This is a genomic window from Mycobacterium sp. UNC410CL29Cvi84 (assembly GCF_000686745.1).
GTDB classification, from domain to species: domain Bacteria; phylum Actinomycetota; class Actinomycetes; order Mycobacteriales; family Mycobacteriaceae; genus Mycobacterium; species Mycobacterium mucogenicum_B.
Genome location: NZ_JMLM01000001.1, coordinates 347,675 through 370,664 on the forward strand (window position 1 = coordinate 347,675; position 22,990 = coordinate 370,664).

Below are 22,990 nucleotides of genomic sequence, written 5' to 3' on the forward strand. Positions count from 1 at the left end.
CGTGAGTGACCTGAAGAGCCTGGGCTATGTGAAGGTCCAGACCGCCGACATCGAACGCTGGCGCCAATTCGCCTTCGACGTACTGGGTTTCGCGAAGGGCAGCGGTCCCGATCCCGATGCGCTGTACCTGCGGATGGACGAGCGCACCGCCCGCATCATCGTGGTGCCGGGCGATGCCGACCGCATCGTCACCGTGGGCTGGGAGGTCCGTGACGGCGCCGCCCTGCGCCGGGTGCAGGCCACCCTCGACGGCGCCGGGGTGCCGTGGAAGCAACTGTCGCTGGACGAGGCCGACGCCCGTCGCGTCGACGAGGTCATCTCCTTCGTCGACCCGGCCGGCAACGACGTCGAGGTGTTCCACGGTGCGGTGCTGGATCACAGCCCCGTCGTCACACCGTTCGGCGCCCGCTTCGTCACCGAGGGCCTCGGCCTCGGCCACGTGGTGCTGCCGGCACAGGATGCCAAGGGACTGTTCACGTTCTACACCGAGGTGCTGGGCTTCCTGCCCCGCGGCGCCTTCCGGGTGCCCGCTCCCCCGGAGTTCGGCCCCCTGCGCGTGCAGTTCCTGGGCATCAACGAGCGGCACCACAGCCTGGCGATCTGCCCGGCCGCGACGCTGCGTGACCCGAAGCTGATCCACCTCATGGTCGAGGTCGACACGCTCGACGCCGTCGGGCAGGCGCTCGACCGCGTGAACCGCGACGGCTTCCAGCTGTCATCCACGCTGGGCCGGCACACCAACGACAAGATGGTGTCGTTCTACGTGCGTTCGCCCGGCGACTGGGACATCGAGTTCGGCACCGAGGGCATGAAGGTCGACGAACGGCATTACACCGCAGAGGAAATCACTGCCGACAGCTACTGGGGCCATGAGTGGATGGGCGTTCCGCCGCGGGCGATGCTGCCATGAGTGCCGACCTGAAACCGGTCCCGGCATCGGCCATCACCTCGTGGGATGACGAGGCCGACGTCGTGGTCGTCGGCTACGGCATCGCCGGTGCGGCCGCAGCCGTAGAGGCCTCGGCGGCGGGCGCCGACGTCCTGGTCGTCGAACGCACCGGCGGCTGGGGCGGCGCCGCCGCCATGGCCGGTGGATTCATCTACCTCGGCGGTGGCACCGATCTCCAAAAGGCCTGCGGTTTCGACGATTCCGTGGAGAACATGGCCGCCTTCCTGAAGGTGGCCATGGGTCCCGGCGCGGACGCCGAACGGATCGACGACTACTGCGCGGGCAGCGTCGCCCACTACGACTGGCTCGTGAGCTGCGGCGTGCCGTTCAAGCCGGTGTTCTGGGGTGAGCCGGGCTGGGAGCCACCGAGCGACGAGGGCCTGATGTTCACGGGTGGCGAAAATGCCTTCCCGTACAACACGATTGCCGCCCCCGCCCCGCGCGGCCACGTGCCGCAGATGACCGACAAGGTCGCCGGTGAGCGCAGTGGCGGCTACATGTTGATGAAGCCGCTGGTGGAAACGGCCACCGCGCAGGGCGTCCGGTCGGTGTACGACACCGAGGTGCAGTCGTTGATCACCGAGGCCGACGGCCGGGTGGTCGGCATCGTGGCACGCCGCTACAGCGACACCGTGGCGATCAAGGCGCGCCGCGGCGTGGTGCTGGCCTCGGGCAGCTTCGCCTACAGCGACGCGATGGTCGCCCAGTACGCACCCCGCATCGCGGGCCGTCCGGCGGCGAGTATCGAGCAGCACGACGGCCGGGCGATCCGGATGGCCCAGGCGCTCGGCGCCGATCTGGCGCACATGGATGCCACCGAGGTGGCGTTCTTCTGCGACCCGCAGCAGCTGGTCCGCGGCATCCTGGTCAACGGCTTCGGCCAGCGCTACATCGCCGAGGACACCTATGCGGGACGCATCGGCCAGCAGACGCTGTATTACCAGGACAACACCGCCTACCTGATCATCGACGGCGATGCGATGGAAGAGGCCATGGCCGCGACCTCGGCGACGCCGTTCCTGCGCCGCCCGGCCACCTGGGTATGCGAGACGGTCGCCGAGCTCGAAGCCGAGATCGGTCTGCCCGCGGGGGTCCTGCAGCACACCGTCGCCTATTACAACGAGCACGCCGCGAACGGCGCGGACCCGCTGCTGCACAAGAAGCCGCAGTGGCTGCGTCCGATCGGGTCCCCCGTCGGCGCGATCGACCTGCGTAACAGCACCGGTGGGTTCACCCTCGGCGGCCTGCTGACCACGTTGGACGGCCGCGTCGTGCACGTCAGCGGCGAGCCGATTCCGGGTCTGTTCGCGGCCGGCCGGAGCGCGGCAGGCCTGTCTGCCTGGGGTTATGCCAGCGGGGTGTCCCTGGGCGACGGCAGCTTCTATGGTCGCCGCGCCGGGAGGTCCGCCGCGCAGAGCTGAAACCTCAGGTTCCGCGTGTCGTCACCGTGCGTGTCGCCGCCGCGGTAACCACTGTGGTCGTGTCCCAAATCTGGGCCATGAGCTGCAAAATTGATAGACGAGGCGTCCCTTGCCAACCCGGCTCGGGGCGCCTCGTCGTGCATATATTCTGCCGCGCTCCAGCGAAATGTGTGACAAGCCCCACCGCCGTGTGATACAAACAGTCATATTCCTAATAGGAATATCCCACGGAGCAACGGAGCTTGGAGGCCGACATGACAGCAGCAGTCGAATCCACCACCCCCAGCGCGGTCATCGACCGGGTCTCGCTGGTCCTCGACGCGTTCGACGGCCCCGGCCGCCTGACCCTGGCGCAGATCGTGCGCCGCACGGGTCTGCCCCGTTCCTCTGCCCACCGGATGCTGGAGCGCCTCGTGCAGCTGCGCTGGCTGCGCCGCAACGGCCGCGACTACGAACTGGGGATGCGTCTGGTGGAGCTCGGCTCGCTCGCCGTGCACCAGGACCGCATGCACCGGGCCGCCGGCCCGCTGCTGCACGAACTGCACCGCGCCACCGGCCTCGTCGTGCATCTCGCCGTGCTCGACGGCGGTGACGTCGTCTACCTGGAGAAGGTCGGCAACGGCATGATGACCGTGCTGCCGTCGCGGGTGGGTGGCCGCCAGCCGGCGCACTGTACCGCCGTCGGCAAGGCGATCCTGGCCTACAACCAGGACGCCGAGGTCGACCTCATGAGCCGCAAGACCAAGTACTCGATTGCCAACCGCGCCCAGCTCGCCACCGAACTGGCCAAGGTGCGCGCCCACGGCGTCGCCTTCGAACGCGAAGAGTCGGTGCCCGGATTCGGTTGTGTCGCAGCGCCGATCGGTCGCCAGGGTGAGGCCGTCGCCGCCGTCTCGGTGTGTGGTCCAATGAACCGCATGGCCTTCGAACAGCTGACCGCGCCCGTGCGCATGACCGCCATGGGCGTCTGGCGCAACGCCGAGGATTCCCGAGTCGCGCCGACGCTGCAGCCGATGCGGCCGCTGCGCATGGGCCCGGCGCTGCAGTACGCATGAGCCGCCAGCGAGTAGCGCTAGCGGATCGCGCATGAGCCTGGACCCCCAGATCGCCGGCCTCCTCGAGGCACTCAACAGCGGCTTCCCCGACCTGCCGAACATGACCGGGGCGCAGGCGCGCGCCGCCATTCGCGCGCGGTTCGTGGCACCTGCCGAACCCGAGGCGGTCGCCTCCGTCACCAACACAGAGGTCGACGGCATCGGAGTTCGCATCTACCGCCCCGCGACTGACGGTCCGCTGCCGATCTTCGTGTTCGCGCACGGCGGCGGCTTCGTCTTCTGCGACCTGGACTCGCACGACGGGCTGTGCCGCAGTTTCGCGAATTCGATTCCCGCCGTGGTGGTTTCGGTGGACTACCGGCTGGCGCCCGAACATCAGTGGCCGGCCGCCGCCGAAGACGTCTACGCCGTGACCCAGTGGGCCGCCGCCCATGCCGCCGAACTCGGCGGCGACCCGGCGAAGCTCGTGGTCGGCGGCGACAGCGCCGGCGGCAATCTCTCCGCGGTCACCGCGCTGATGACCCGCGACCGCGGCGGCGCGCCGCTGGCCGCGCAGGTCCTGCTCTACCCGGTGCTGACCGCCGACTTCACCTACGGCTCGTACCACGAGTTCCGCACCGGCTACTACAACACCACCGCCGCCATGCAGTGGTACTGGGACCAGTACGTGCCCAACACCACCGACCGCGAAAACCCCTATGCGGCACCACTGTCCGCGTCCGTCGAAGGCGTCGCCCCGGCCGTGCTCGTGGTCACCGGCTATGACCCGATGCGCGACGAGGCCCTCGCCTACGCCGAGGCACTGCGCGCGGCCGACGTACCGGTGACCGAGCTGTACTACGGAGCCATCCACGGTTTCCTGACCATGCCGGTGCTCGACATCGCGCATCGTGCCCGTCGCGACGTCGCCGACGCACTGACCAAGTTGCTCGCCGACTAGACGGCGATTCCCCCACCAATCGAGGAGATCATCATCGGCACCTACGCTGTGACCGGTTCGGCATCCGGCATGGGATACCAGGCGGCCAAACAGCTACGCGCTCAGGGCCATACGGTGATCGGTGTCGACCTCAAGGACGCCGACGTCATCGCGGACCTGTCGACCGCCGACGGCCGACGTACCGCCGCCACCCGGGTGCTGGAACTGTCCGAAGGCACGCTCGACGGTGCCGTGCTCGCAGCCGGGATCGGACCCGGGGCCGGCGCCGATCGCGCGCGCCTGATCGCCCAGATCAACTACCTCGGCACCGTCGACCTGCTGACGGCCTGGCAGCCGGCCCTGGCGGCCGCGGGCAACGCGAAAGTCGTTGCACTGGGCAGCAACTCCAGCACAACGGTGCCCGCGGTCCCCCGCCGCGCCATCCGCGCGCTGCTGGCCGGCGACGCCGACCGCGCGGCCCGCGCCGTGCGGTTCTTCGGCGGCGGCGCCTCCGCGCTCATGTACGCCGCGTCCAAGATCGCTGTGGCCCGCTGGGTCCGGCAGACCGCGGTGACGGCCGACTGGGCGGGCCGCGGCATCCGGCTGAACGTCCTGGCGCCCGGCGCCATCATGACCCCACTGCTGCAGGCGCAGCTCGATTCGCCGCGTGAGGGCAAGGCCGTTCGTGCCTTCCCGATCCCGACCGGCAACTTCGGCGATCCCGTGCACCTCGCCAACTGGATCACCTTCATGCTGTCGGACTCCGCCGACTTCCTCTGCGGCAGCGTCATTTTCGTCGACGGCGGCACCGATGCCTACTTCCGGCCCGACGGCTGGCCCAAGGGTGTTCCCCTGCGCGGCATTCCGCGGTACGTGTGGCGGCACCGCCGCTTCGCCAAGACCCGCTGACCGCCCGCCGGGCTACCCCTGGGCGCGGATTGCCTTGGGGCTCATGCCGTAACGGCGCTTGATCGCGGTGCTCAGCGCGAAGGCGGTGCCATAGCCCACGCGGCCGGCGACGGCTTCGATGGTGGCATCCGACCCGCGCAGCAGGTCGACGGCCAGCGCCAGGCGAATCTCGGTCAGCAGTGCCATCGGTGGCTCGCCGACGAGTTGGGTGAAGCGCCGCGCCAGTGCCGCCCGGGACAGCCCGACCTCGGCGGCCAGCGACCCCACGGTCCAGGGATGTGCCGGGTTGTTCTCGATGAGCCGAAGTGCCGTGCCCACCTGAGGATCTCGATACGCGCGGTACCAGGCCGGCGCCTCTGCCCGGGAGAACCAGCTGCGCAACGCGGCAATGGTGAGCAGATCGAGCATTCGGTCGAGCACCGCACCTTGGGCCGGCTCATCACGCGACATCTCGTCGAGCAGCAGATCGACCAGCATGGTGTTGAGCTCGCCCCGCCGGACCACCACAAGCGGCGGCAACGCGGTCAGCAGCCGCCGGCAGACCGCCCCAACTTCTTCGTAGGTGCCGGTGATCAACAAGGTCTGCGCATCGGGGCGGGTGCCCCAGCTGCGGATTCCCAGACTCAGTGCCTCACACAGTGGTTCCCCGTCGATGGTCGTGGTGACCTGCCCCGGGTGCACGACGACTTCGGGTGCGGTGGCCGCGTCATCGGCGACGGTGTAGCAGTCGGGTCCGCGGAAGATCGCGATGTCGCCCGCCTCGAGTCGGTGGCCGGCGGCGCCATCCGGCAGAACGGTCGCCGACCCACGGGCGACCACCACGATGGTGAGCGGAGCCTGGTCCTGCACGCGCAGCGACCACGGCGGGTCGAGCAACGACCGCATCAGAAATGCGCCACGGGCACGTGGCCCCTCCAATAACCCGGCCAGGGCGTCCACGCATCCACGGTAGACGACCGCCGATGTAGACGCTCACGTATGGAAGTGAGCCTCTTGACGATGGAACGTCCAACCGCCGGCCAATACCGTCAGCTCATGACCTTCACCAAGCTCCCCCAGCCGCTCGGCACGACGGCGCTCATCGTCGCCCTGTTGTCCTCCGGGCTGCTCGCCGGCCTGTACTACGCGTATGCCGTGTCGGTGATGCCCGCACTCGGTGCCTTCGACGACCGCACCTTCATCGACGTCATGAACAAGATCAACGTCGTCATCGTCAACCCGCCGTTCCTGCTGACCTTCCTCGGATCGGTCGGCTTCACCGCGCTGGCCGGGGCGTTCTACCTCAAGCCCGGCGCCCGGCCCGTACTGATCTGGATCGGCATCGGCCTGGCCCTCAACCTCGCCAGCCTCGCCGTCACATCGGTGGTCAACGTGCCGCTCAACGACAAGCTCGCCACCGCGGCCGCTTCGAGCAGTCCCGCCGATCTCGCGTCACTGCGCCAGCAGTTCGAGACGTCGTGGGTGCGCTGGAACATGATTCGCGCACTGGCGAACACCGCGGCCACCGGCGTCCTGGCCTGGGCGCTCGCCGTGCCGGTCCGCGGTTGACCCGGGCTACTGCCCCGCGGCCAGGATGCTGATCGCGATGTCGGTGGCCGGGCCGATGACGGTCTCGATGTCCAGGTCGTCTTCGGCGGTCTGCGCGGCGAGTTCGCGCACGCCGGCGAGCAGCATCACGGCTTTGGGCTTGGTGACGGGCGGCAGCCCGGCCCGCTGAAACCCGGGGTTGGTGGCGAGTTCGCCCAGCAGAGCGGCGAGTTCGGCGAAGTTTCGCCGCTGGATCGGACGGGCGGCGGCCCCCAACGCGGGCAGGTCGCGAATCCAGCTCAGTGAAATCGCCGGCCGTGCTGTGAGATGCGCGATGTAGGCAGTGAACATCTGGCGAATCTGATTGTGCCAGTGCGCATCTGAGTCGACGGCCGCCCGGATGTCGGCGACCAGATCGTCGGTCACCGAGGCCAGCAGCGCGAGGTAGCACTCCTGCTTGTTCGCGAAGTGCAGGTAGAAGGTGGTCTTCGAGGCCTGCGCGACCCGCACGATATCGACGACGGACGTCGCGGCGTAGCCGCGTTCGGCAATCAACGCCGCGAGGGCGTCGACGAACCGCTGACGGGCCACGTCGGGCGACTCACCGGCCGGTTCGCTGCTCTCGACCTCCGTGTTGCGCATCCCAGTACGTTATCGTACTGTCCCCTGACGTGCGAGTACGACGACGTACTCACACATGGATCGGGCGCGGGACGCCGGGTGACTGGGTGCGGAGGAAGACGATGATTCGTGAGGTACGACGCCGCAGACGCGCCGCCGTCGCCCGCCTGGTATCGACCGCGGCGCTGGCGCTGCTGGCCGTCATCGGCACACCGCCGGCACCCGCGTCCGCCGTGGCGATCACCCGCTGCCCGTGGCGGGCCACCACCGTCGCGAGCGGACTGGGCTCGCTGGAGAACCTCGCATTCGACGGTGCCGGCACCATGCTCGTCTCGCGCACCGTCGGCACTTCGGGCCAGCTGTACCGCCTCACGCCCGACGGCAAGGGCAGCACGCTCGTACCGAATGTTGCTGCGCCGGGCAGCATCACCGTCGCCGACGGGGCGGCGTACTTCACCACCGGCAACAACTTTCTCTCCGGCGTCTTCGGCAGCAAGGACGGCAGCATCGCCCGTGTGGACCTCGGCACCGGCGCCCTGACGACGATCGCGACCAAGCTCACGATGCCCAACGGCATGGTCCGGTTACCCGACGGCTCATTCGTCGTCTCCCGCAACATCGGCTGGACCACCGGACTGACCAGGATCAGCGCCGACGGCACCCGTGAAACCCACCTCGCACCGTCGGTGACCATGGCCAATGGCCTGACATACGACGCCGCGCACAACGCCGTCATCGCGTCGATGGACCTGCACCCCGTCAGCACCCTGGCCATCGTGGACGTCAACGATCCCACCCACATCCGCACCGTCAACCTGGGCCTGTTCGGGCTGTTCGGGTTCCCCGACGACCTCACGGTCGGCCCGGACGGCCTCATCTACCTGGCGATGGACGGCGGCGACATCGTCCGCATCGACCCCGACCACCACGCCGCATGCATTCTGGCCTCGGGGATGTTCGGCAGCACCTCGGTGCGCTTCGGCGCGGGCACCGGCTGGGACCCCCTCGCGCTGTACAGCACCGACCTCTTCGGCACCGTCCACAAACTCACGCCGACCGCAGGTTGAGAAGGCATCCCGGTGACCGGGCACCGGCCGTCCCGCCGGGCACGGGTGCCGCAAGAATCCTTCGGCAACGAAAGGACTTGCAGCATGGATAGATTCAGCGACCGCCGGGTCATCGTGACCGGCGCCGGGTCGGGCATCGGCCAGGCCACCGTGGCCCGCCTGCTCGACGAGGGCGGCACCATCGTCGCGTGCGACATCTCCGCCGAAGGGCTGGCCCGCACCCGGGAAGCCGCCGAAAAAGCCGGCACCGCAGCGCGTCTGACGACCACGGTCCTCGACATCTCGTCCGAAGCGGACGTCATCAAGGGCGTCGATGCCGCGATCGCCGACATGGGTGGCCTGGACGTGCTGGTCAACGTGGCCGCGATCGAAACCTGCTCGCACACCCACGAAACCACCCTGGCCGACTGGAACCGCATCATCGCGGTCAACCTCACCGGCACCTTCCTGATGACCCGCCAGGCCCTGCCGGCCCTGCTGGAATCGGGCCGCGGCGTGGTCATCAACTTCACCTCGACCTCGGCGAGCTACGCCCACCCGTACATGTCGGCCTACTCGGCCAGCAAGGGCGGCATCCTGAGCTTCACCCATTCGCTGGCGCTCGAGTACGCCAAGAAGGGGCTGCGCGCCGTGAACATCCAGCCCGGCGGTGTCTCGACCCCGCTGGCCAACGGCACGTTCGCCAAGATGCCCGAAGGCACCGACTACGGGCTGTGGACCAAGCAGGTCCCGATGCTCAACACCGGCAATGACGCGAACCTGGGTGATCCCAGCGCGGTCGCCGCGGTGGTCGCCATGGCGGCTTCCGATGACGGCGCGTTCCTCACCGGCACCGAGATCCGCATCGACGGCGGCGCGCACTGCTGAGGCGCCACGAACTTCCGCGGGTGCTCAGCGGACGGAATCCGATCTGTCCGCTCAGCGGACGACCACGTCGCTGGGCACCCGCGGATCACCAAGCATCGCCCGGTGCGACGGCGGCGTGCGGCCGTCGACATCGGTGATGCCGTAGCGCTGGGCTTCTTCCGCGGCGATCACGGTCTGCCCGCTGATGCCGTCCAGGTCCGGGTCCCGGTACAGCGCGTTGATCACATGCCCGATGAACTCCGGCGTCTCGAAGTTGCCCGCGGCCTTGGCCAGCGTCTCGGCGTCGAACGCCTGCTTGAACTTGTCGGTGAGCAGGATGCCCATCCAGATCGACAACGTCGACACCCCCGTGCCGTGGAAGTCGACGGCCATGTCGGCGGCCATCTTGTCCACACCGGCCTTCTGCGCACCGTAGGCGGGGCCGTGCATGTAACACACCGCACCCGGCGACGACGTGAACGCGATCAGGCCGCGGCCCTGTGCCACCAGTAGCGGTGCGGCGTGCCACGACGCCACATAGGCCGACCGCAGGCCGACGTCGAGCACGTCACCGAGGCCGATCGGCTTCTCCCAGAACGGCTTCGGATCGACGAGGTTGTCATGCACCACGGCGGCGTTGTTGACCAGCAGATCGAGCCGTCCGGCCTCGTCGGCCACCCGGGCGAACAACGCGGCCACGGCGTCGTCATCGCGGTGATCCACCGGAACGGCGATGCCGCCGTCGCCGGGATCGGTGACGGTCCGACCCGTCAGGTAGACCGTCCAGCCGTCGGCCACCAACGCCGCCGCAATGCCCTTGCCGGCGCCCCGGCTGGCTCCGGTGACGACCGCGACCCGCTTGTCTGAGCTCATGCGGCTATGGTGCCACGCCCAGTTCGTCCTGAACGACGTGCACGACACCGGCCGCCACCGCATCCGCGATGGACTCCTTCAGCTGGCCGCACGCCAGGAAGATCCGCCCCGGCAGGCACTCGGCCCGCTTGCGCTCCTCGCACCGCGCGGCCGACTCGCGCGTCCACTGCACGCTGGTCTGCTGCCAGCTGCCCTTGCGCGCCAACACCTCTGCGCCACAGGCACGGCAGGCCACCGGCACCATCGGCATGTCGGCCAGCCGGATGTCGGGCCGCGCGGTCATCAGACCGACTCCGCGGCCCGTGCTGCAGCGATGTTGGCTTCCATCTCCTTGGTCCACGCCTCACGCGGGACGGTGGTGTCCAGTTCGTATTCGAAGCGGTCGGTCATCTCCGGCACCACATCCGCGACGTCGACGTAGAACTGCTCGTACCACCGGCGCAGCTGGTAGACGGGGCCGTCCTCCTCGACCAGGAGCGGGTTGTCGATGCGGGCCTTGTTCTTCCAGATCTGCACGTCCTGCTCGAAGCCCTGTTTCACCCAGTCACCGAGCGCGTGCGCCGTCGCCACGGCAGCCTCCTCGGGCAGGCCCGTCATCTTCTTCACGATGATTCCGTACTGCAGCACAAACGAATTCGCGTCGATCGGGTAATGGCAGTTGATCAGGATGGTGTTGTGATCGGCGTCCGGGTAGTGGTACGTCAGGTCGTCGATCATGAAGGACGGCCCGTAGTACGACGCCACCGATGTCGAGCCGAGCATCTTCGCACCTTCGGTGCCCTGCATGTCCTCGCGGCCGCCGCCGTTCATGTACTGCGTCGCGACCTGGCCTTCGAAGATGTTCTTGAAGTGCGACGGCACCGCGCCGTGGATGTAGAAGAAGTGCGCCATGTCGACGACGTTGTCGATGATCTCGCGGCAGTTGACGTTGACAACCGTTGTGTACCAATGCCAATCGGTCCACTCGTCGCTGCCCGCCTGCTCGATGCGCGGGATGTAGTTCTCCGCCGGCGGCGCGCTGCCCTCGGGGTCGTTCCAGATGAACAGCATGCCGTCCTGCTCGAGGGTCTCCCACTTCGCGGTACGCGCGAGGCGCGGCGTGCGCTTGGCGTACGGCACGAGCTTGCACTTGCCGTCGCCACCCCAGCGCCAGTCGTGGAACGGGCAGGCGATCTCGTTGCCCTTGACGGTGCCCTGGCTCAGGTCACCGCCCATGTGCCGACAGTAGCTGTCCAGCACGTTGAGCCGGCCGTCCGCACCGCGGAACACGACGAGCTTCTGCCCGAAGGCTGCGATCGAGTGCGGTTTGCCGTCACCGAGGTCCTTGGTCAGGCCAAGGCAGTGCCAGCCACGGGCGAACCGGGTTGGCGCTTCACCGGCTTCGATCTGGCGAACATCGACATCCTCCAGCGACATCTGATGACCATCCTCACATTGAAAACTGGGCTGCAGTTTGATGTTTCAGGTCTAACAGCAACGGGGCGGGCGATGCACGTGTTCTCCCGCTGGCAGGGACGCCCGAGGCCGGAAATCCGTCTCTCGCAATACGCTTGGCGGCCGTGACGACATCTGCCGCGGCCACGATTCCGGCCGGCCTCGACATCACCGACACCACCGTCGATCTGCTGGTGATCGGTTCCGGCACCGGCCTGGCCGCCGCGCTCAGCGGTCATGAATCCGGGCTGAACGTCCTCGTGGTCGAGAAGGCCTCCGACATCGGCGGATCCACCGCCCGCTCCGGTGGTGCCCTCTGGCTGCCGGCCACGGAACTGCTGACCGACAAGGGCACCGCCGACACCGCCGATCGCGCCGCGACGTACCTCGACGCCGTCGTCGACGGGACCGCGCCGGCGGCCCGCTCGGCCGGCTTCCTCCAGCACGTCAACGCCACCGTCGACATGCTGGCCCGGACCACCCCGATGCGACTGTTCTGGGCCCGCGAGTACTCCGACTACCACCCTGAGCGACCGGGCGGCCGCGCCACCGGGCGCACCTGCGAATGCCGCCCGCTCAACGCCCGTGTACTGGGCACCTACCGGGACCGGCTGCGCGGCGGCGTCATGGAGGTCAAGGTCCCGATGCCGACCACCGGCGCGGACTACAAGTGGATGAACCTGATGGCGCGGGTGCCGCGAAAAGGCTTGCCGCTCATCGCAAAACGGCTCGCGCAGGGCGTCGGCGGCAAGCTGCTCGGGCGCGAGTACATCGCCGGCGGCCAGGCCCTGGCGGCCGGGCTGTTCGCCGGTGTGCTGCAGGCCGGCATCCCGATCTGGACCGACACGTCGCTGGTCCGGCTGACCGGCGACGGTCAACGGGTCACCGGTGCGGTGCTGTCGCACGGCGGCCGTGAGGTCGCCGTCACCGCCACGCGCGGTGTGGTGCTGGCCGCCGGTGGCTTCGACCACGACATGGCGATGCGCCACAAGTACCAGTCCGATTCGCTCGGCGACCACGAGAGCCTCGGCGCCGATTCCAACACCGGTGAGGCCATCCGGGCCGCCACCGATCTGGGCGCCGCCACGGCGTTGTTGGACCAGGCCTGGTGGTTCCCCGCGGTCGCGTCCGCCAACGGCCGCCCGCCCGCCGTGCTGCTGGCCGAGCGCTCGCTGCCCGGCTCGCTCATCGTCGATCAGGACGGCAAGCGCTTCGCCAACGAGTCGACCGACTACATGTCGTTCGGCCAGCGCGTGCTCGAACTCGAGCGGGCCGGCACCCCCGTCGAGTCGATGTGGATCGTGTTCGACCAGAAGTACCGCAACAGCTACGTCTTCGCCGCCGGCTCGTTCCCGCGGATGCCGCTGCCCAAGTCCTGGTACCGGGCCGGCATCGCCGCCAAGGCCACCAACTTCGCCGATCTGGCGGCGCAGATGGGTGTCCCGGTCGCCGATTTCGAGCAGACCATGACGCGGTTCAACGAGAGCGCGGCCGCCGGCATCGATCCTGATTTCGCCCGCGGCCTCAGTGCCTACGACCGCTACTACGGCGATCCGACGGTGACGCCGAACCCGAACCTGCGCCCGCTGGTCAAGGGCCCGTTCTACGCGGTGAAGATGACGCTGAGCGACCTCGGCACCTGCGGCGGCGTCGTGGCCGACGAGCGTGGCCGGGTGCGCCGCGAGGACGGCGGCGTCATCGAAGGGCTGTACGCGCTGGGAAACACCGCGGCCAACGCCTTCGGCGCGGTGTACCCGGGCGCGGGCGCGACCATCGCGCAGGGCCTGGTGTACGGCTACATCGCCGGCCGGGATGCCGCCGGAAAGTTGTAGAGCTCAGAGACCGCCGAGATCGTCGGGCACGTCGACGGCGTACGCCTGCAGCACCTCGAGCGGCACGACCTCGAGGGTCCGCTCGTGCGTGGAGGCGAGCACCACCGGTGCCGCGTAGCCGTCGTTGTGCGCCCGCAGCCAGTTCACCGCGGTCACGCACCAGCGGTCGCCCGGCGACAGGCCCGGGAAGCGGTATTCCGGCATCGGCGTGGACAAGTCGTTGCCGATCGAGCGCTGGTGCGCCAGGAACTCGCCGGTCACGACGGCGCAGATGGTGTGCCGGCCGGCGTCCTCGGGCCCGGTCGAGCAGCAGCCGTCACGGTAGAAGCCGGTCAGCGGTTCGGTGCCACACGGTTCCAGCGGAGCACCGAGCACATTGCGATCTGCCACCGGTCAATCCTGCCTTAGCTTGTTCGCAGTGAAAAGGCTTGCCCCGCACTCGATGTCCGCACCCGAGGTCACCGCGGCCGACAACGTCACGTTCTCCGGCACGCGTTCGTCCATGACCACCACGGCGACAATGGGATTGAGCCCCTTGGCCTCGACCGCGGGCACGTCGTAACCGATGACGACCTGACCCGCCGTGACGTCGTCACCCTGACTGACATGAGCCGTGAAACCGTCGCCGTTCAGCGTGACGGTGTCCAGACCGAGGTGCACGAGAACACCGACGCCGTCCGCGGTCAGGACGACGTAAGCGTGCGGCATTAGCTTCAGGAGCCTGCCGCTGACCGGGGCGACCGCCTCGATCACGCCGCGCGGCGGGTCGATCGCGGCGCCGTAGCCGACCATGCCCGCCGAGAACACGGGGTCCGGGACGTCCTCGAGCCGAACCGCACGCCCAGCGACCGGGGCGAGAACCGACGTCTGACTCACTGGCGTATCTCCTCTGTTCGTGCGCTCCAACAATACGAGCGCCGCCGAACGCGCTCTCACTGACGCATCTTCTCGTCTAAGCTTCCGCAAAGCTTGCGCGCCGAGTGGCGTTTTTGCGGCACAGAAGGGTCTCGCACATGAACGGCACCGCGAAAATCGCAGGAGCACAGGAAAAGTCGGAACTGCGCATCCCCGGCTTCGCTCAGCTGCAACGGCTCGGCAAGAGCCTCATGTTGCCGATCGCGGTGCTGCCCGCGGCGGGAATCCTGCTCCGGCTGGGGCAGGACGACCTGCTGGGCAAGATCAAGGCGCCCGTCATCGGGCCGTTCGTCCACGCGATGAGCGCGGCCGGCGACGCGATATTCACCAATCTCCCACTGTTGTTCGCCGTCGGTGTGGCCATCGGTTTCGCCCGGAAGGCGGACGGCTCGACAGCACTGGCCGCCGTCGTCGGCTACCTCGTGGTGCAGTCGGTGTTCAAGACCATGTCACCCGTCGTGCTCGCCGGCGAGGTCGACAAGGCGGGCAGCCAAGCCCAGATCAACTACAGCGTGTTCGCGGGAATCGTGGTCGGCCTGCTCACCGCGTGGCTCTTCGACCGCTACCACACCATCCAATTGCCCGCGTACCTAGGATTTTTCGGGGGCCGGCGGTTCGTCCCCATCGTGGTGTCGGTCACCTGCCTGTTCCTCGCGTTCGCGATGAGCTACTGCTACCCGCTCTTCGACGCGGGCCTGACAGGCCTGGGCAAGTTCATCGGCGGTTCGGGTGCCTTCGGCGCCTTCGTGTACGGATTCGCCAACCGCATGCTGATCCCATTGGGCCTGCATCACATCCCGAATTCCTACGTGTGGTTCCTCTACGGCGACTACCAGACTCCCGACGGCCACGTCGTCACCGGTGAACTCACGCGCTTCGCCTCGGGCGACCCGACCGCGGGCATCCTCACGTCGGGGTTCTATCCGGTGCTCATGTTCGGTCTGCCGGCCGCCGCCCTGGCGATGATCCACGTGGCGAACAAGAAGCAGCGGAAGGTCGCCGTCGGCATCCTGTCGGCGGCCGCGTTGACGGCGCTGCTGACCGGGGTCACCGAACCGCTCGAATTCTCGTTCATGTTCGTGGCGTTCCCGCTGTACGTCATCCACGCCGTGCTGACCGGGCTGTCGTTGGCGGTCGCGTACCTGCTCGACATCCACCTCGGCTTCTCCTTCTCCGCGGGGCTGGCCGACCTCCTCCTCTACGGCACCGCACCCGCCGCGAAGAACATCCCGCTGCTCATCGGCATGGGCATCGTCTTCTTCGTCGTCTACTACGTGCTGTTCCGGTTCGCCATCACCAAGTGGAATCTGCGGACCCCGGGGCGGGAGCCCGAGACCGAATTCGAAGCCGAGGAGCAGGCGAATCTCGGCGAAGGCGCGGACTCCACGACGGCGGTGGCCGCCGGCGGCGCAGCGGCGGAGAGCAGGCCGGAGCAGGTGATCGCGGCGTTCGGCGGCCGGGACAACCTCGTCGCCGTCGACGCGTGCATCACGCGCCTGCGCATCGAGGTCGCCGACAAGAGCAAGGTCGATCAGGACCGGCTGAAGAGTCTCGGTGCCGCGGGCGTCATCGAGGTCGGCAACAGCGTCCAAGCGGTGTTCGGCACCGACTCCGAAGCCCTCAAGAACGACATCACCGACATCCTCTAGACGTCGTGGCGGCCCTGAACCTCGCGCTCGACCTCACGCCACAGGCCCGGCATCGAACGCGGCATGCCCGCAACGCCTTTCGCCGCGGTCTGTAGCACCGCGTCGGCGTCGTCGATGTCCTTCATCAGTTCGAGCGCCAGTTCCCGCTCGGCGGCGTAGTACTTGGCCGCCCAGCGCAACGCGATCACCGAATACGCCCACACCGGCTGGGCCTTGGCCCCATCGGAGTCCTCGGCGGCCTGCCGCTCCATGGCCTCGCAGTAGGCGACGTGCTGCTCGAGCAGCTCCCGCAGCCGCGTCGGGTTGCTCAGGTGGCCGAACGTAACCCGCAGCAGCACACTGTGTTTGAGCACCGGCGGGTCGACGGGAGCGTTGTTGGTCCAGTCGGTCACGGCAGCCATGCCGGACTCGGTGATCTTGTACAGACGGCGCGTGCGCAGGCCCTCGTCCTGCTCCACGCGGGACTCGAGATAGCCAAGTCCCTCAAGCTTTTTCAGCTCGGTGTAGATCTGGCTGTACGACGGGCTCCAGTAGTAGAAACCGACGCTCCAGTCGATCCACTTCTTGATGTCGTAGCCGCTGAGTTCCTCTTCGTACGACAACATGCCCAGCAGCGTCCAACTCGTCGCCGCCAGCGACGGTTTGCTCTGCGGCTTGCTTGCCATCTGCTTAGCCTAACAATCTATTGCCGCAAAGGCCCCAGTCATGACCGCCTGTCGGGACAGTCATTGCCGGGCCACCGGCGGGGCTACGGCGGCCACATACCGGCGTACCACCAGCTCTTCGGCTTTTTCGTCGGCCAATGGCCAACACAGCAACGACAGCACGACCCGCACGATCCAGTCCGCGAGAAGCGGATCCGTGATCCCTGTCAGCTCGGCTGCCGCCTGTGAGAGCCGGGGTGAGTCGAAGTCGATGAGGGCGCCGGCACGCACGACACCCGAGGCCAGCGGGTCGGCCCGGACCACCCGCAGGGACGTCAGCACGGCCGCCGCGATCCGCTCGGGCCCGGTGTGCCCGGCCACCGCCTGCGCGATCTCCTGCCCGACCCGCATGACCGCGCGCGCCAGCACGCCGTCGCGCAGCGCCTGCTTACCGCCGACGTGCCGGTACACCGTGGCGCGCGAACAGCCCACGCTCGCGGCGACCTCGTCGATGTTCAACCGGTCCAGGCCCCGGGCCGCGGCGCTGGCCGCGGCGGCGGCATAGATGCGTTCGGCGCCCGCATCGCGGCGATCGGCGCCGATCAACCAGTCCATCTGCCTGATACTAATCCATCAATCTGTCTCACGGCGAGACGAAAATTCTGAATCCGTCTGCATCACCGCAGCTCGCGGACCGTGCGTGAGACAGCCGAATTTCGGCCTTGACATGCTGTTATGTGAGCCCAAAACTCAAGGCGTGCAACTGGTTTCAGATCTGCTCAGCCCGTCCACGCTGGACGATCCGTACGACTGTTATGCGCAGCTTCGCCTGGCCGGTCCGGTGCACCGCGTGCCCGGCACCGACTTCTACCTGGCCACCACCTGGGATGCCGTGCAGGAGGCCGTCAGCCGCCCGGAGGACTTCTCCTCCAACCTGACCGCCACGCTCGTGAATGCCGGAGCCAAGACGGGGGCGGTTCGGCCGGGGACCTTCGACATGGGAGCCGTCGACACCGCCGGGCATGTCCTCGCGACCGGCGACGACCCGCGGCATGCGCACGAACGCAAACTGGTGCTACCGGCCCTGGTGGCCAAGAGAATTCGGGCGCTCGAGCCGGCGATCGCCGACATCGCCCGGCAGCTGTGGCACGACGCGGCGGCGGACGGCAGCATCGAATGGATGTCCGCCATCGGCGACCGCCTGCCGATGACGTTGGTGGCCAGGCTCATCGGGCTGCCCGACGACGATGTGCCGCAGCTGGTGCAGTGGGGCTACGGCAGCACCGAACTGCTCAGCGGCGTCTTCGACCTCGACCACATCGGCACCGCGGTCGAGACGTCGGCACAACTTGCCGGCTACCTGTACGCGAAATTCGCTGAGGCACAAGCGAATCCGGGCGACAACCTGCTCGGTGACCTCGCCCGCGCGGTGGCCGAGAACACCGTCACGGCCGAGGTGGCGGTGCTGATGCTGCTTCAGCTGGTCGGCGCCGGCGGCGAATCCACCGCCGGGCTGATGGGCAACGCCGCGCGGCTACTCGCCACCCACCCCGACGTCCAGGAACAGGTACGGAACGACCCGCAGCTGGTGCCCGCGCTGCTGGAGGAGACGCTGCGGCTGGAGTCACCGTTTCGCAACCATCACCGGCACATCCGGCAGGACACCACGCTGGCGGGCGTTCCGCTGCCCAAAGACGGTCACCTGCTGCTGCTCTGGGGGTCGGCCAACCGCGATCCGGCGGCCTTCGATGACCCCGACCTACTGCAATTGGGCCGGCCGAACCTGCGGAATCATCTGGCGTTCGGGAAGGGCCTGCATTTCTGCGTCGGCGCGGCACTGGCCCGCACCGAGGCCCGCATCGGGATCACCACACTGCTCGAGGCCACCAACTGGTTCGAGCTCGCCGACGCCGAGTGGGTGCCGAGCCTCATGGTGCGCCGGCACCTGCGACTGGAGCTGCACTACCGCTGACCGTCGCCGGTGGCGCCACCGGCGAACAGCTCGCCGAGGGTCGGCACGGGCTATTCGGGCAGGCGCAGCTCGGGCTTCTCGACCTCTTCGATGTTGACATCTTTGAAGGTGATGACCCGGACCTGCTTGACGAACCGCGCCGGCCGGTACATGTCCCAGACCCAGGCGTCGGCCAGCCGCAGCTCGAAGTAGACCTCACCGTCGGCGTTGCGCGGGATCAGCTCGACGCTGTTGGCCAGGTAGAAGCGCCGCTCCGTCTCGACGACATAACTGAACTGCCCGACGATGTCCTTGTACTCGCGGTACAGCGAGAGCTCCATCTCGGTTTCATACTTCTCGAGATCCTCGGCACTCATCGGCACAGACTCATCAGTTCAGCGGTCCTTCGGTTTACTCGGTGTTGCAGGGCCATGTCTTGTTCGGATCGGCGGCCGGTTCCCATTTTCCCCTACCCGGATCGGCAGCGCTGCCCTATCGCCGGGTTGGCAGCGAGCTTGCGCACATTGGCGAACGAGAACCGGTGTTCGGGACACGGCCCCAGTTCGGCCAGCGCCGCGGTGTGGGCCGCGGTGCTGTACCCCTTGTGTACCGCAAACCCGTAGCCCGGATGCACGGTGTCCATCTCGACCATCAGGCGGTCGCGGCTGACCTTGGCCAGCACGCTCGCCGCCGCGATGCAGGCGGCTGCGGCATCCCCGCTGACCACCGGCAGCGACGGCACCGACAGGCCCGGCACCCGGAACCCGTCGGAGAGCACGTAACCCGGCCGCACGGACAGGCCCGCGACCGCGCGGCGCATGCCTTCGATGTTGGCGATGTGCACCCCGCGCCGGTCGACCTCGACCGACGGGATGAACACCACGTGGTACGCGAGCGCGTAACGCCGGATCAACGGGAACAGCCGCTCCCGCTCGGCTTCGTTCAGCTTCTTCGAATCATCAAGGGCCGCGAGGCTTTCCAGCCGATTCGGCCCCAGCACACAGGCCGCCACGACGAGCGGGCCGGCGCAGGCCCCACGGCCGACCTCGTCAACCCCGGCCACCGGCCCCAGCCCGCCGCGGTACAGCGCGGACTCCAGGGTGCGCAGGCCCGCGGACTTGCGGATCACCGTCCGGGGCGGCCAAACGGGCACCGAAGAACCTTATTGACCGGTCTGCGGATTGACCGTGACCACACCGCCCCAGCGCGACGGCGGCCAGGCGATGAACCGCGCTTTGCCGATCACATTGGCGACGGGCACGGTGCCCGCGGTCGGGTCACCGGTGCACATCAGCGCGTTGATCGCATCCGTCGGGGTGTTCGTGCAGTGCGCGCGCGAGTCGGCCGAGTGGGTGCGGTTGTCCCCCATCACCCAGAGCCGACCGTCCGGCACCTTCACCGGGCCGAACTCATTGCCCAGGCAGGGGTCTGTCGCCGGGTCGACCATCATGGTCGCCGGGTCCAGGTACGGCTCCTTGAGCTTCTTGCCGTCGACCGTCAGTCCCGTCGAGTTGCGGCACTGCACGGTCTGGCCACCCACGGCGATGACGCGCTTCACCAGATCGTTCTCGTCCGGCGGCACGAAGCCGACGACCGAGAGCGCGTTCTGAATCCAGCGCATGGTCGGGTTGTCCGAACGGATCGACTTGTAGCTGATGTTCCAGTTCGGCGGGCCCTTGAAGACCACCACGTCGCCCGGCTCGGGCGAGCTGAACCGGTAGGTCAGCTTGTCCACCATGATCCGGTCGCCGACGCAGCCGCTGCAGCCATGCAGCGTGGGCTCCATGGACTCCGACGGAATCAGGTACGGCCGCGCGACGAACGTCAGCACGAGGTAGTACAGCAGCACCGCAGTGACGACGAGGACGACGCCCTCACGCAGCGCGGCCAGCTTCGACTTCGGCTTCTCGTCGGCTTCTTCGGCCTTGCCGGCCTCGTCTGCCTTCGTGACCGAGTCAGCGGTCGCTGCCGTGTCGGCGTCGTCCGTCGTCGGACTGTCCGGAGTGGTGCTGTCTTCGCTTGGGCCGGTCACGGCACCAGGCTAATCAGCTCGGCGGAAAGGTCGCCGAACAAGCTCAGCGCTTTTCCTTGATCTTGGCCTTCTTGCCACGGAGCTCGCGCAGGTAGTACAGCTTGGCGCGACGGACGTCACCGCGGGTGACGACGTCGATGTGGTCGATGTTCGGCGAGTGCACCGGGAAGGTCCGCTCGACGCCGACGCCGTAGCTCTCCTTGCGGACGGTGAAGGTCTCACCGATGCCGCCACCCTGACGACGGATCACGACGCCCTTGAACACCTGGATGCGGTGCTTGTTGCCCTCGATGACCTTGACGTGCACATTGAGGGTGTCGCCGGGGTTGAAGGCCGGGATGTCGTCGCGCAGCGACGCCTGGTCGACGAAGTCCAGCGTTTTCATCGGTGACACTTCCTTGCTAACTCGCGGGCTACAGCCGCCGGACGCCATGCGGCGCGACGGAAAAGCCATTCTCTTTACGGACGTTGGTCGGATGCCGTAGCGGGCGGGGACACATCCGAAACAGACGCCGACCCCGCGCCCAGCGCAGACAACTGCTCAATTGTGCCAGACAGCCGCCGGGTGACGAAATCGTGACCCCAGCGGGGCCGGTGCAGCCGACATCACACCCGGCACCGTCACAGACGTCACACCCAACACACATTTACCCGTTACGCTGATCAATCAGATTTTTATCCACCGTGATCTGAGGAGACCCATGCGCCCGCAGCACTTCAAGCTGCTGACCATCACCGCTGCCGCGGCAACGGTGATGCTCACAGCTGGTTGCGAGGCCAAGGTCTATGGGGCCGCGCCGCCGAACAAGATTGCGCTGACCGTCGTACCGGTCGTGACCGCGCTGGAGATGCCGGAGGCCCCGGCCGCCGAGCCCGCCGCGGCCCTGACGGGCCTCGATGCCCGCGAACGCAGCGCCACCAACGACGCCGCGGCAGCCGGCGCGACGATCAGCGCCGCGGTCCTCGATCGGAACACGGGCCAGCTGGTCGCCACCGGCAACGGTTCCGCCATGCCCATCGCGTCGGTGGCCAAGCTCTTCATCGCCGACGACCTGCTGCTGCAGGAGGCCAAGGGCCAGATCGAGCTCACCGCGGCCGACCGGCAGTCGCTGGACACCATGCTGCGCTCGTCCGACGACTCCGCGGCGGAGATCTTCTGGAACCGCAGCGGCGGCAACAGCGTCGTCAGCCGCGTCGCGGCCCGCTACGGGCTGACCGGGACAACCGTGCCCTACGACGGCAAGTGGTGGAACACCATGAGCACCACCACCGACCTGGTGCACTACTACGACCAGTTGCTGAACGGCACCGGCGGGCTGCCGCCGGAGCGGGCCAGCATCATCCTGGCCAATCTGGCCGCCTCCACGCCGACCGGCGCCGACGGCTACCCACAGCGCTTCGGCATCCCGGACGGCCTCTACGGCGAACCGGTTGCGGTGAAGCAGGGCTGGATGCCCGAGTGGGGCGGCAACAACTGGATGCACATGTCCACCGGCGTGATCGGCGCCGACCGGCGCTACGTCATGGCGATCGGCTCGCTGCAGCCCACCGATGACGCCACGGCACGCACAACCATCACCAACGCCGTGAAGACGATGTTCCCGGGCGGGCGGATCAGCTAGCCGGGGCGAGCGAAGCGACGGGAAGTCGTCCGCTAGTCCGTCAACAGGTCCGGCCGGCGCTCCCGCGTCCGCTGCAGACCCTGTTCGCGGCGCCAGGCAGCGACCTTGGCATGATCGCCCGACAGCAGCACCGGCGGCACCTCGAGGTCACGCCACACCGGCGGCCGCGTGTAACTCGGCCCCTCCAGTACGCCCCCGACGTGCGCCGAGTGCGAATCATCTTGGTGCGACGCCGGATTGCCCAGGACGTCGGGAAGCAAGCGGACCACGGCCTCGATCATGACCAGTGCCGCGGACTCACCGCCGGGCAGCACGTAGTCACCGATCGACACCTCCTCGACCCGCATGCGCCGGGCGGCGTCGTCGGCGACGCGCTGGTCGATGCCCTCGTAGCGGCCGCACGCGAACACCAGGTGCTTCTCGCCGGTCCAGCGGTGCGCGTGTTCCTGTGTGAACAGCCGGCCAGCCGGCGTCGGGACCACCAAAACCGTTTCCGGCGTACAGATTTCGTCGAGAGCGGCACCCCAGATCGGCGCCTTCATCACCATGCCCGGCCCGCCGCCGTACGGCGAATCGTCGACCGATTTGTGGACGTCATGCGTCCAGTTCCGCAGGTCGTGCACACCGAGTTGGACGGTGCCGTTGGCGATCGCCTTGCCTGGTAGGGACTGCTGCAGCGCATCGAGATACGCCGGGAAGATGGTGACGACGTCAATCCGCATGG

General features: G+C 68.1%; 26 protein-coding genes. 12 read left to right on the plus strand and 14 right to left on the minus strand.

Annotated features, from left to right (window positions below; genetic code table 11):
- Position 1 precedes the first annotated feature (1 nt).
- The 5 genes from bphC (at position 2) to BR47_RS0101790 (ending at position 5,253) form a co-directional block, all read left to right on the plus strand.
- A complete protein-coding gene (bphC, locus tag BR47_RS0101770) occupies positions 2–910 on the plus strand; it encodes a biphenyl-2,3-diol 1,2-dioxygenase (RefSeq protein WP_029118398.1) in 909 nt (302 codons plus the stop codon).
- Entirely contained in the window at positions 907–2,370 is a 1,464-nt protein-coding gene (locus tag BR47_RS0101775) for an FAD-dependent oxidoreductase (protein WP_036426600.1), read from the plus strand. Before bphC ends, BR47_RS0101775 begins: the two co-directional genes overlap by 4 nt.
- Positions 2,371–2,624: 254 nt before the next feature.
- Positions 2,625–3,425, plus strand: a complete 801-nt coding sequence (locus tag BR47_RS0101780) for an IclR family transcriptional regulator (protein WP_029118400.1) — start codon at positions 2,625–2,627, stop codon at positions 3,423–3,425.
- 31 nt (positions 3,426–3,456) lie between these two features.
- Positions 3,457–4,365, plus strand: coding sequence for a LipP1 family hormone-sensitive lipase (gene lipP1 / locus BR47_RS0101785; RefSeq protein WP_029118401.1), 909 nt, complete (start codon positions 3,457–3,459; stop codon positions 4,363–4,365).
- A 33-nt stretch (positions 4,366–4,398) separates the two neighbouring features.
- The gene (locus tag BR47_RS0101790) at positions 4,399–5,253 is read left to right on the plus strand and encodes an SDR family oxidoreductase (protein ID WP_029118402.1); all 855 of its coding nucleotides are present in this window, start codon (positions 4,399–4,401) and stop codon (positions 5,251–5,253) included.
- A gap of 12 nt (positions 5,254–5,265) precedes the next feature.
- Here BR47_RS0101790 and BR47_RS0101795 read toward each other — a convergent pair whose 3' ends face one another.
- Entirely contained in the window at positions 5,266–6,192 is a 927-nt protein-coding gene (locus BR47_RS0101795) for an AraC family transcriptional regulator (RefSeq protein WP_029118403.1), read from the minus strand.
- Positions 6,193–6,288: 96 nt separating this feature from the next.
- Between BR47_RS0101795 and BR47_RS0101800 the strand changes: the two genes are divergently transcribed.
- Positions 6,289–6,801 (plus strand): anthrone oxygenase family protein, encoded by a 513-nt coding sequence (locus BR47_RS0101800; protein WP_036426601.1) that lies wholly within the window; start codon positions 6,289–6,291, stop codon positions 6,799–6,801.
- Positions 6,802–6,807: 6 nt separating this feature from the next.
- Here BR47_RS0101800 and BR47_RS0101805 read toward each other — a convergent pair whose 3' ends face one another.
- Complete coding sequence (locus BR47_RS0101805) at positions 6,808–7,422, minus strand: TetR/AcrR family transcriptional regulator (RefSeq protein ID WP_029118405.1); 615 nt, start codon at positions 7,420–7,422, stop codon at positions 6,808–6,810.
- A 101-nt stretch (positions 7,423–7,523) separates the two neighbouring features.
- Between BR47_RS0101805 and BR47_RS0101810 the strand changes: the two genes are divergently transcribed.
- Positions 7,524–8,468: an SMP-30/gluconolactonase/LRE family protein gene (locus tag BR47_RS0101810; protein ID WP_051634550.1), complete on the plus strand. Its 945-nt coding sequence runs from the start codon at positions 7,524–7,526 to the stop codon at positions 8,466–8,468.
- 84 nt (positions 8,469–8,552) lie between these two features.
- A complete protein-coding gene (locus tag BR47_RS0101815) occupies positions 8,553–9,335 on the plus strand; it encodes an SDR family NAD(P)-dependent oxidoreductase (RefSeq protein ID WP_029118407.1) in 783 nt (260 codons plus the stop codon).
- Between the two features lie 51 nt (positions 9,336–9,386).
- On the opposite strand, the gene BR47_RS0101820 is transcribed toward BR47_RS0101815, so the two are convergent.
- The 3 genes from BR47_RS0101820 to BR47_RS0101830 are packed head-to-tail and all read right to left on the minus strand — an operon-like array spanning position 9,387 to position 11,603.
- The gene (locus BR47_RS0101820; protein WP_029118408.1) at positions 9,387–10,187 is read right to left on the minus strand and encodes an SDR family NAD(P)-dependent oxidoreductase; all 801 of its coding nucleotides are present in this window, start codon (positions 10,185–10,187) and stop codon (positions 9,387–9,389) included.
- Positions 10,188–10,191: 4 nt separating this feature from the next.
- Positions 10,192–10,470, minus strand: coding sequence for a hypothetical protein (locus BR47_RS0101825; protein ID WP_020103757.1), 279 nt, complete (start codon positions 10,468–10,470; stop codon positions 10,192–10,194).
- Positions 10,470–11,603: a 3-ketosteroid-9-alpha-monooxygenase, oxygenase component gene (locus BR47_RS0101830; RefSeq protein ID WP_036426528.1), complete on the minus strand. Its 1,134-nt coding sequence runs from the start codon at positions 11,601–11,603 to the stop codon at positions 10,470–10,472. Before BR47_RS0101830 ends, BR47_RS0101825 begins: the two co-directional genes overlap by 1 nt.
- Positions 11,604–11,746: 143 nt before the next feature.
- Between BR47_RS0101830 and BR47_RS0101835 the strand changes: the two genes are divergently transcribed.
- On the plus strand, positions 11,747–13,453 hold the full coding sequence (locus BR47_RS0101835; protein ID WP_029118410.1) for a 3-ketosteroid-delta-1-dehydrogenase: 1,707 nt from the start codon (positions 11,747–11,749) through the stop codon (positions 13,451–13,453).
- Between the two features lie 3 nt (positions 13,454–13,456).
- Here BR47_RS0101835 and BR47_RS0101840 read toward each other — a convergent pair whose 3' ends face one another.
- On the minus strand, positions 13,457–13,843 hold the full coding sequence (locus BR47_RS0101840; RefSeq protein WP_029118411.1) for a DUF2237 family protein: 387 nt from the start codon (positions 13,841–13,843) through the stop codon (positions 13,457–13,459).
- Between the two features lie 3 nt (positions 13,844–13,846).
- Entirely contained in the window at positions 13,847–14,329 is a 483-nt protein-coding gene (locus tag BR47_RS0101845; protein ID WP_020103761.1) for a PTS sugar transporter subunit IIA, read from the minus strand.
- A gap of 137 nt (positions 14,330–14,466) precedes the next feature.
- Between BR47_RS0101845 and BR47_RS0101850 the strand changes: the two genes are divergently transcribed.
- Complete coding sequence (locus BR47_RS0101850; protein WP_029118412.1) at positions 14,467–16,017, plus strand: PTS transporter subunit EIIC; 1,551 nt, start codon at positions 14,467–14,469, stop codon at positions 16,015–16,017.
- On the opposite strand, the gene BR47_RS0101855 is transcribed toward BR47_RS0101850, so the two are convergent.
- Together BR47_RS0101855 and BR47_RS0101860 are read right to left on the minus strand one after the other, a co-directional pair.
- Positions 16,014–16,682, minus strand: coding sequence for a PadR family transcriptional regulator (locus BR47_RS0101855; protein ID WP_020103763.1), 669 nt, complete (start codon positions 16,680–16,682; stop codon positions 16,014–16,016). The two genes, BR47_RS0101850 and BR47_RS0101855, sit on opposite strands and share 4 nt — an antisense overlap.
- A gap of 60 nt (positions 16,683–16,742) precedes the next feature.
- On the minus strand, positions 16,743–17,276 hold the full coding sequence (locus BR47_RS0101860; protein ID WP_020103764.1) for a TetR/AcrR family transcriptional regulator: 534 nt from the start codon (positions 17,274–17,276) through the stop codon (positions 16,743–16,745).
- A 142-nt stretch (positions 17,277–17,418) separates the two neighbouring features.
- Here BR47_RS0101860 and BR47_RS0101865 point away from each other — a divergent pair, with 142 nt between their 5' ends.
- Positions 17,419–18,633, plus strand: a complete 1,215-nt coding sequence (locus BR47_RS0101865) for a cytochrome P450 (protein WP_029118413.1) — start codon at positions 17,419–17,421, stop codon at positions 18,631–18,633.
- 50 nt (positions 18,634–18,683) lie between these two features.
- Here BR47_RS0101865 and BR47_RS0101870 read toward each other — a convergent pair whose 3' ends face one another.
- The 4 genes from BR47_RS0101870 to rplS all read right to left on the minus strand — a co-directional run bounded on the left by BR47_RS0101870 (position 18,684) and on the right by rplS (position 21,029).
- A complete protein-coding gene (locus tag BR47_RS0101870) occupies positions 18,684–18,989 on the minus strand; it encodes a DUF2469 domain-containing protein (protein ID WP_003893809.1) in 306 nt (101 codons plus the stop codon).
- Positions 18,990–19,081: 92 nt separating this feature from the next.
- The gene (locus BR47_RS0101875; protein WP_051128607.1) at positions 19,082–19,765 is read right to left on the minus strand and encodes a ribonuclease HII; all 684 of its coding nucleotides are present in this window, start codon (positions 19,763–19,765) and stop codon (positions 19,082–19,084) included.
- A gap of 9 nt (positions 19,766–19,774) precedes the next feature.
- Positions 19,775–20,644 (minus strand): signal peptidase I, encoded by an 870-nt coding sequence (lepB, locus tag BR47_RS0101880; protein WP_029118414.1) that lies wholly within the window; start codon positions 20,642–20,644, stop codon positions 19,775–19,777.
- Between the two features lie 43 nt (positions 20,645–20,687).
- A complete protein-coding gene (gene rplS / locus BR47_RS0101885) occupies positions 20,688–21,029 on the minus strand; it encodes a 50S ribosomal protein L19 (protein ID WP_020103768.1) in 342 nt (113 codons plus the stop codon).
- Positions 21,030–21,345: 316 nt separating this feature from the next.
- Between rplS and BR47_RS0101890 the strand changes: the two genes are divergently transcribed.
- Positions 21,346–22,266: a serine hydrolase gene (locus tag BR47_RS0101890; protein ID WP_029118415.1), complete on the plus strand. Its 921-nt coding sequence runs from the start codon at positions 21,346–21,348 to the stop codon at positions 22,264–22,266.
- 32 nt (positions 22,267–22,298) lie between these two features.
- Here BR47_RS0101890 and trmD read toward each other — a convergent pair whose 3' ends face one another.
- Positions 22,299–22,988 (minus strand): tRNA (guanosine(37)-N1)-methyltransferase TrmD, encoded by a 690-nt coding sequence (gene trmD, locus BR47_RS0101895; protein ID WP_029118416.1) that lies wholly within the window; start codon positions 22,986–22,988, stop codon positions 22,299–22,301.
- Between the last annotated feature and the right edge of the window lie 2 nt (positions 22,989–22,990).

Coding starts and splice junctions, on each gene's coding strand:
- rplS (WP_020103768.1), bottom strand. CDS start 21,029: ATGAAAACGCTGGACTTCGTCGACCAGGCGTCGCTGCGCGACGACATC.
- BR47_RS0101800 (WP_036426601.1), top strand. CDS start 6,289: ATGACCTTCACCAAGCTCCCCCAGCCGCTCGGCACGACGGCGCTCATC.
- BR47_RS0101775 (WP_036426600.1), top strand. CDS start 907: ATGAGTGCCGACCTGAAACCGGTCCCGGCATCGGCCATCACCTCGTGG.
- BR47_RS0101825 (WP_020103757.1), bottom strand. CDS start 10,470: ATGACCGCGCGGCCCGACATCCGGCTGGCCGACATGCCGATGGTGCCG.
- BR47_RS0101860 (WP_020103764.1), bottom strand. CDS start 17,276: ATGGACTGGTTGATCGGCGCCGATCGCCGCGATGCGGGCGCCGAACGC.
- BR47_RS0101820 (WP_029118408.1), bottom strand. CDS start 10,187: ATGAGCTCAGACAAGCGGGTCGCGGTCGTCACCGGAGCCAGCCGGGGC.
- BR47_RS0101815 (WP_029118407.1), top strand. CDS start 8,553: ATGGATAGATTCAGCGACCGCCGGGTCATCGTGACCGGCGCCGGGTCG.
- BR47_RS0101805 (WP_029118405.1), bottom strand. CDS start 7,422: ATGCGCAACACGGAGGTCGAGAGCAGCGAACCGGCCGGTGAGTCGCCC.
- trmD (WP_029118416.1), bottom strand. CDS start 22,988: ATGCGGATTGACGTCGTCACCATCTTCCCGGCGTATCTCGATGCGCTG.
- lipP1 (WP_029118401.1), top strand. CDS start 3,457: ATGAGCCTGGACCCCCAGATCGCCGGCCTCCTCGAGGCACTCAACAGC.
- BR47_RS0101870 (WP_003893809.1), bottom strand. CDS start 18,989: ATGAGTGCCGAGGATCTCGAGAAGTATGAAACCGAGATGGAGCTCTCG.
- BR47_RS0101850 (WP_029118412.1), top strand. CDS start 14,467: ATGAACGGCACCGCGAAAATCGCAGGAGCACAGGAAAAGTCGGAACTG.
- BR47_RS0101890 (WP_029118415.1), top strand. CDS start 21,346: ATGCGCCCGCAGCACTTCAAGCTGCTGACCATCACCGCTGCCGCGGCA.
- BR47_RS0101855 (WP_020103763.1), bottom strand. CDS start 16,682: ATGGCAAGCAAGCCGCAGAGCAAACCGTCGCTGGCGGCGACGAGTTGG.
- BR47_RS0101830 (WP_036426528.1), bottom strand. CDS start 11,603: ATGTCGCTGGAGGATGTCGATGTTCGCCAGATCGAAGCCGGTGAAGCG.
- BR47_RS0101810 (WP_051634550.1), top strand. CDS start 7,524: ATGATTCGTGAGGTACGACGCCGCAGACGCGCCGCCGTCGCCCGCCTG.
- BR47_RS0101780 (WP_029118400.1), top strand. CDS start 2,625: ATGACAGCAGCAGTCGAATCCACCACCCCCAGCGCGGTCATCGACCGG.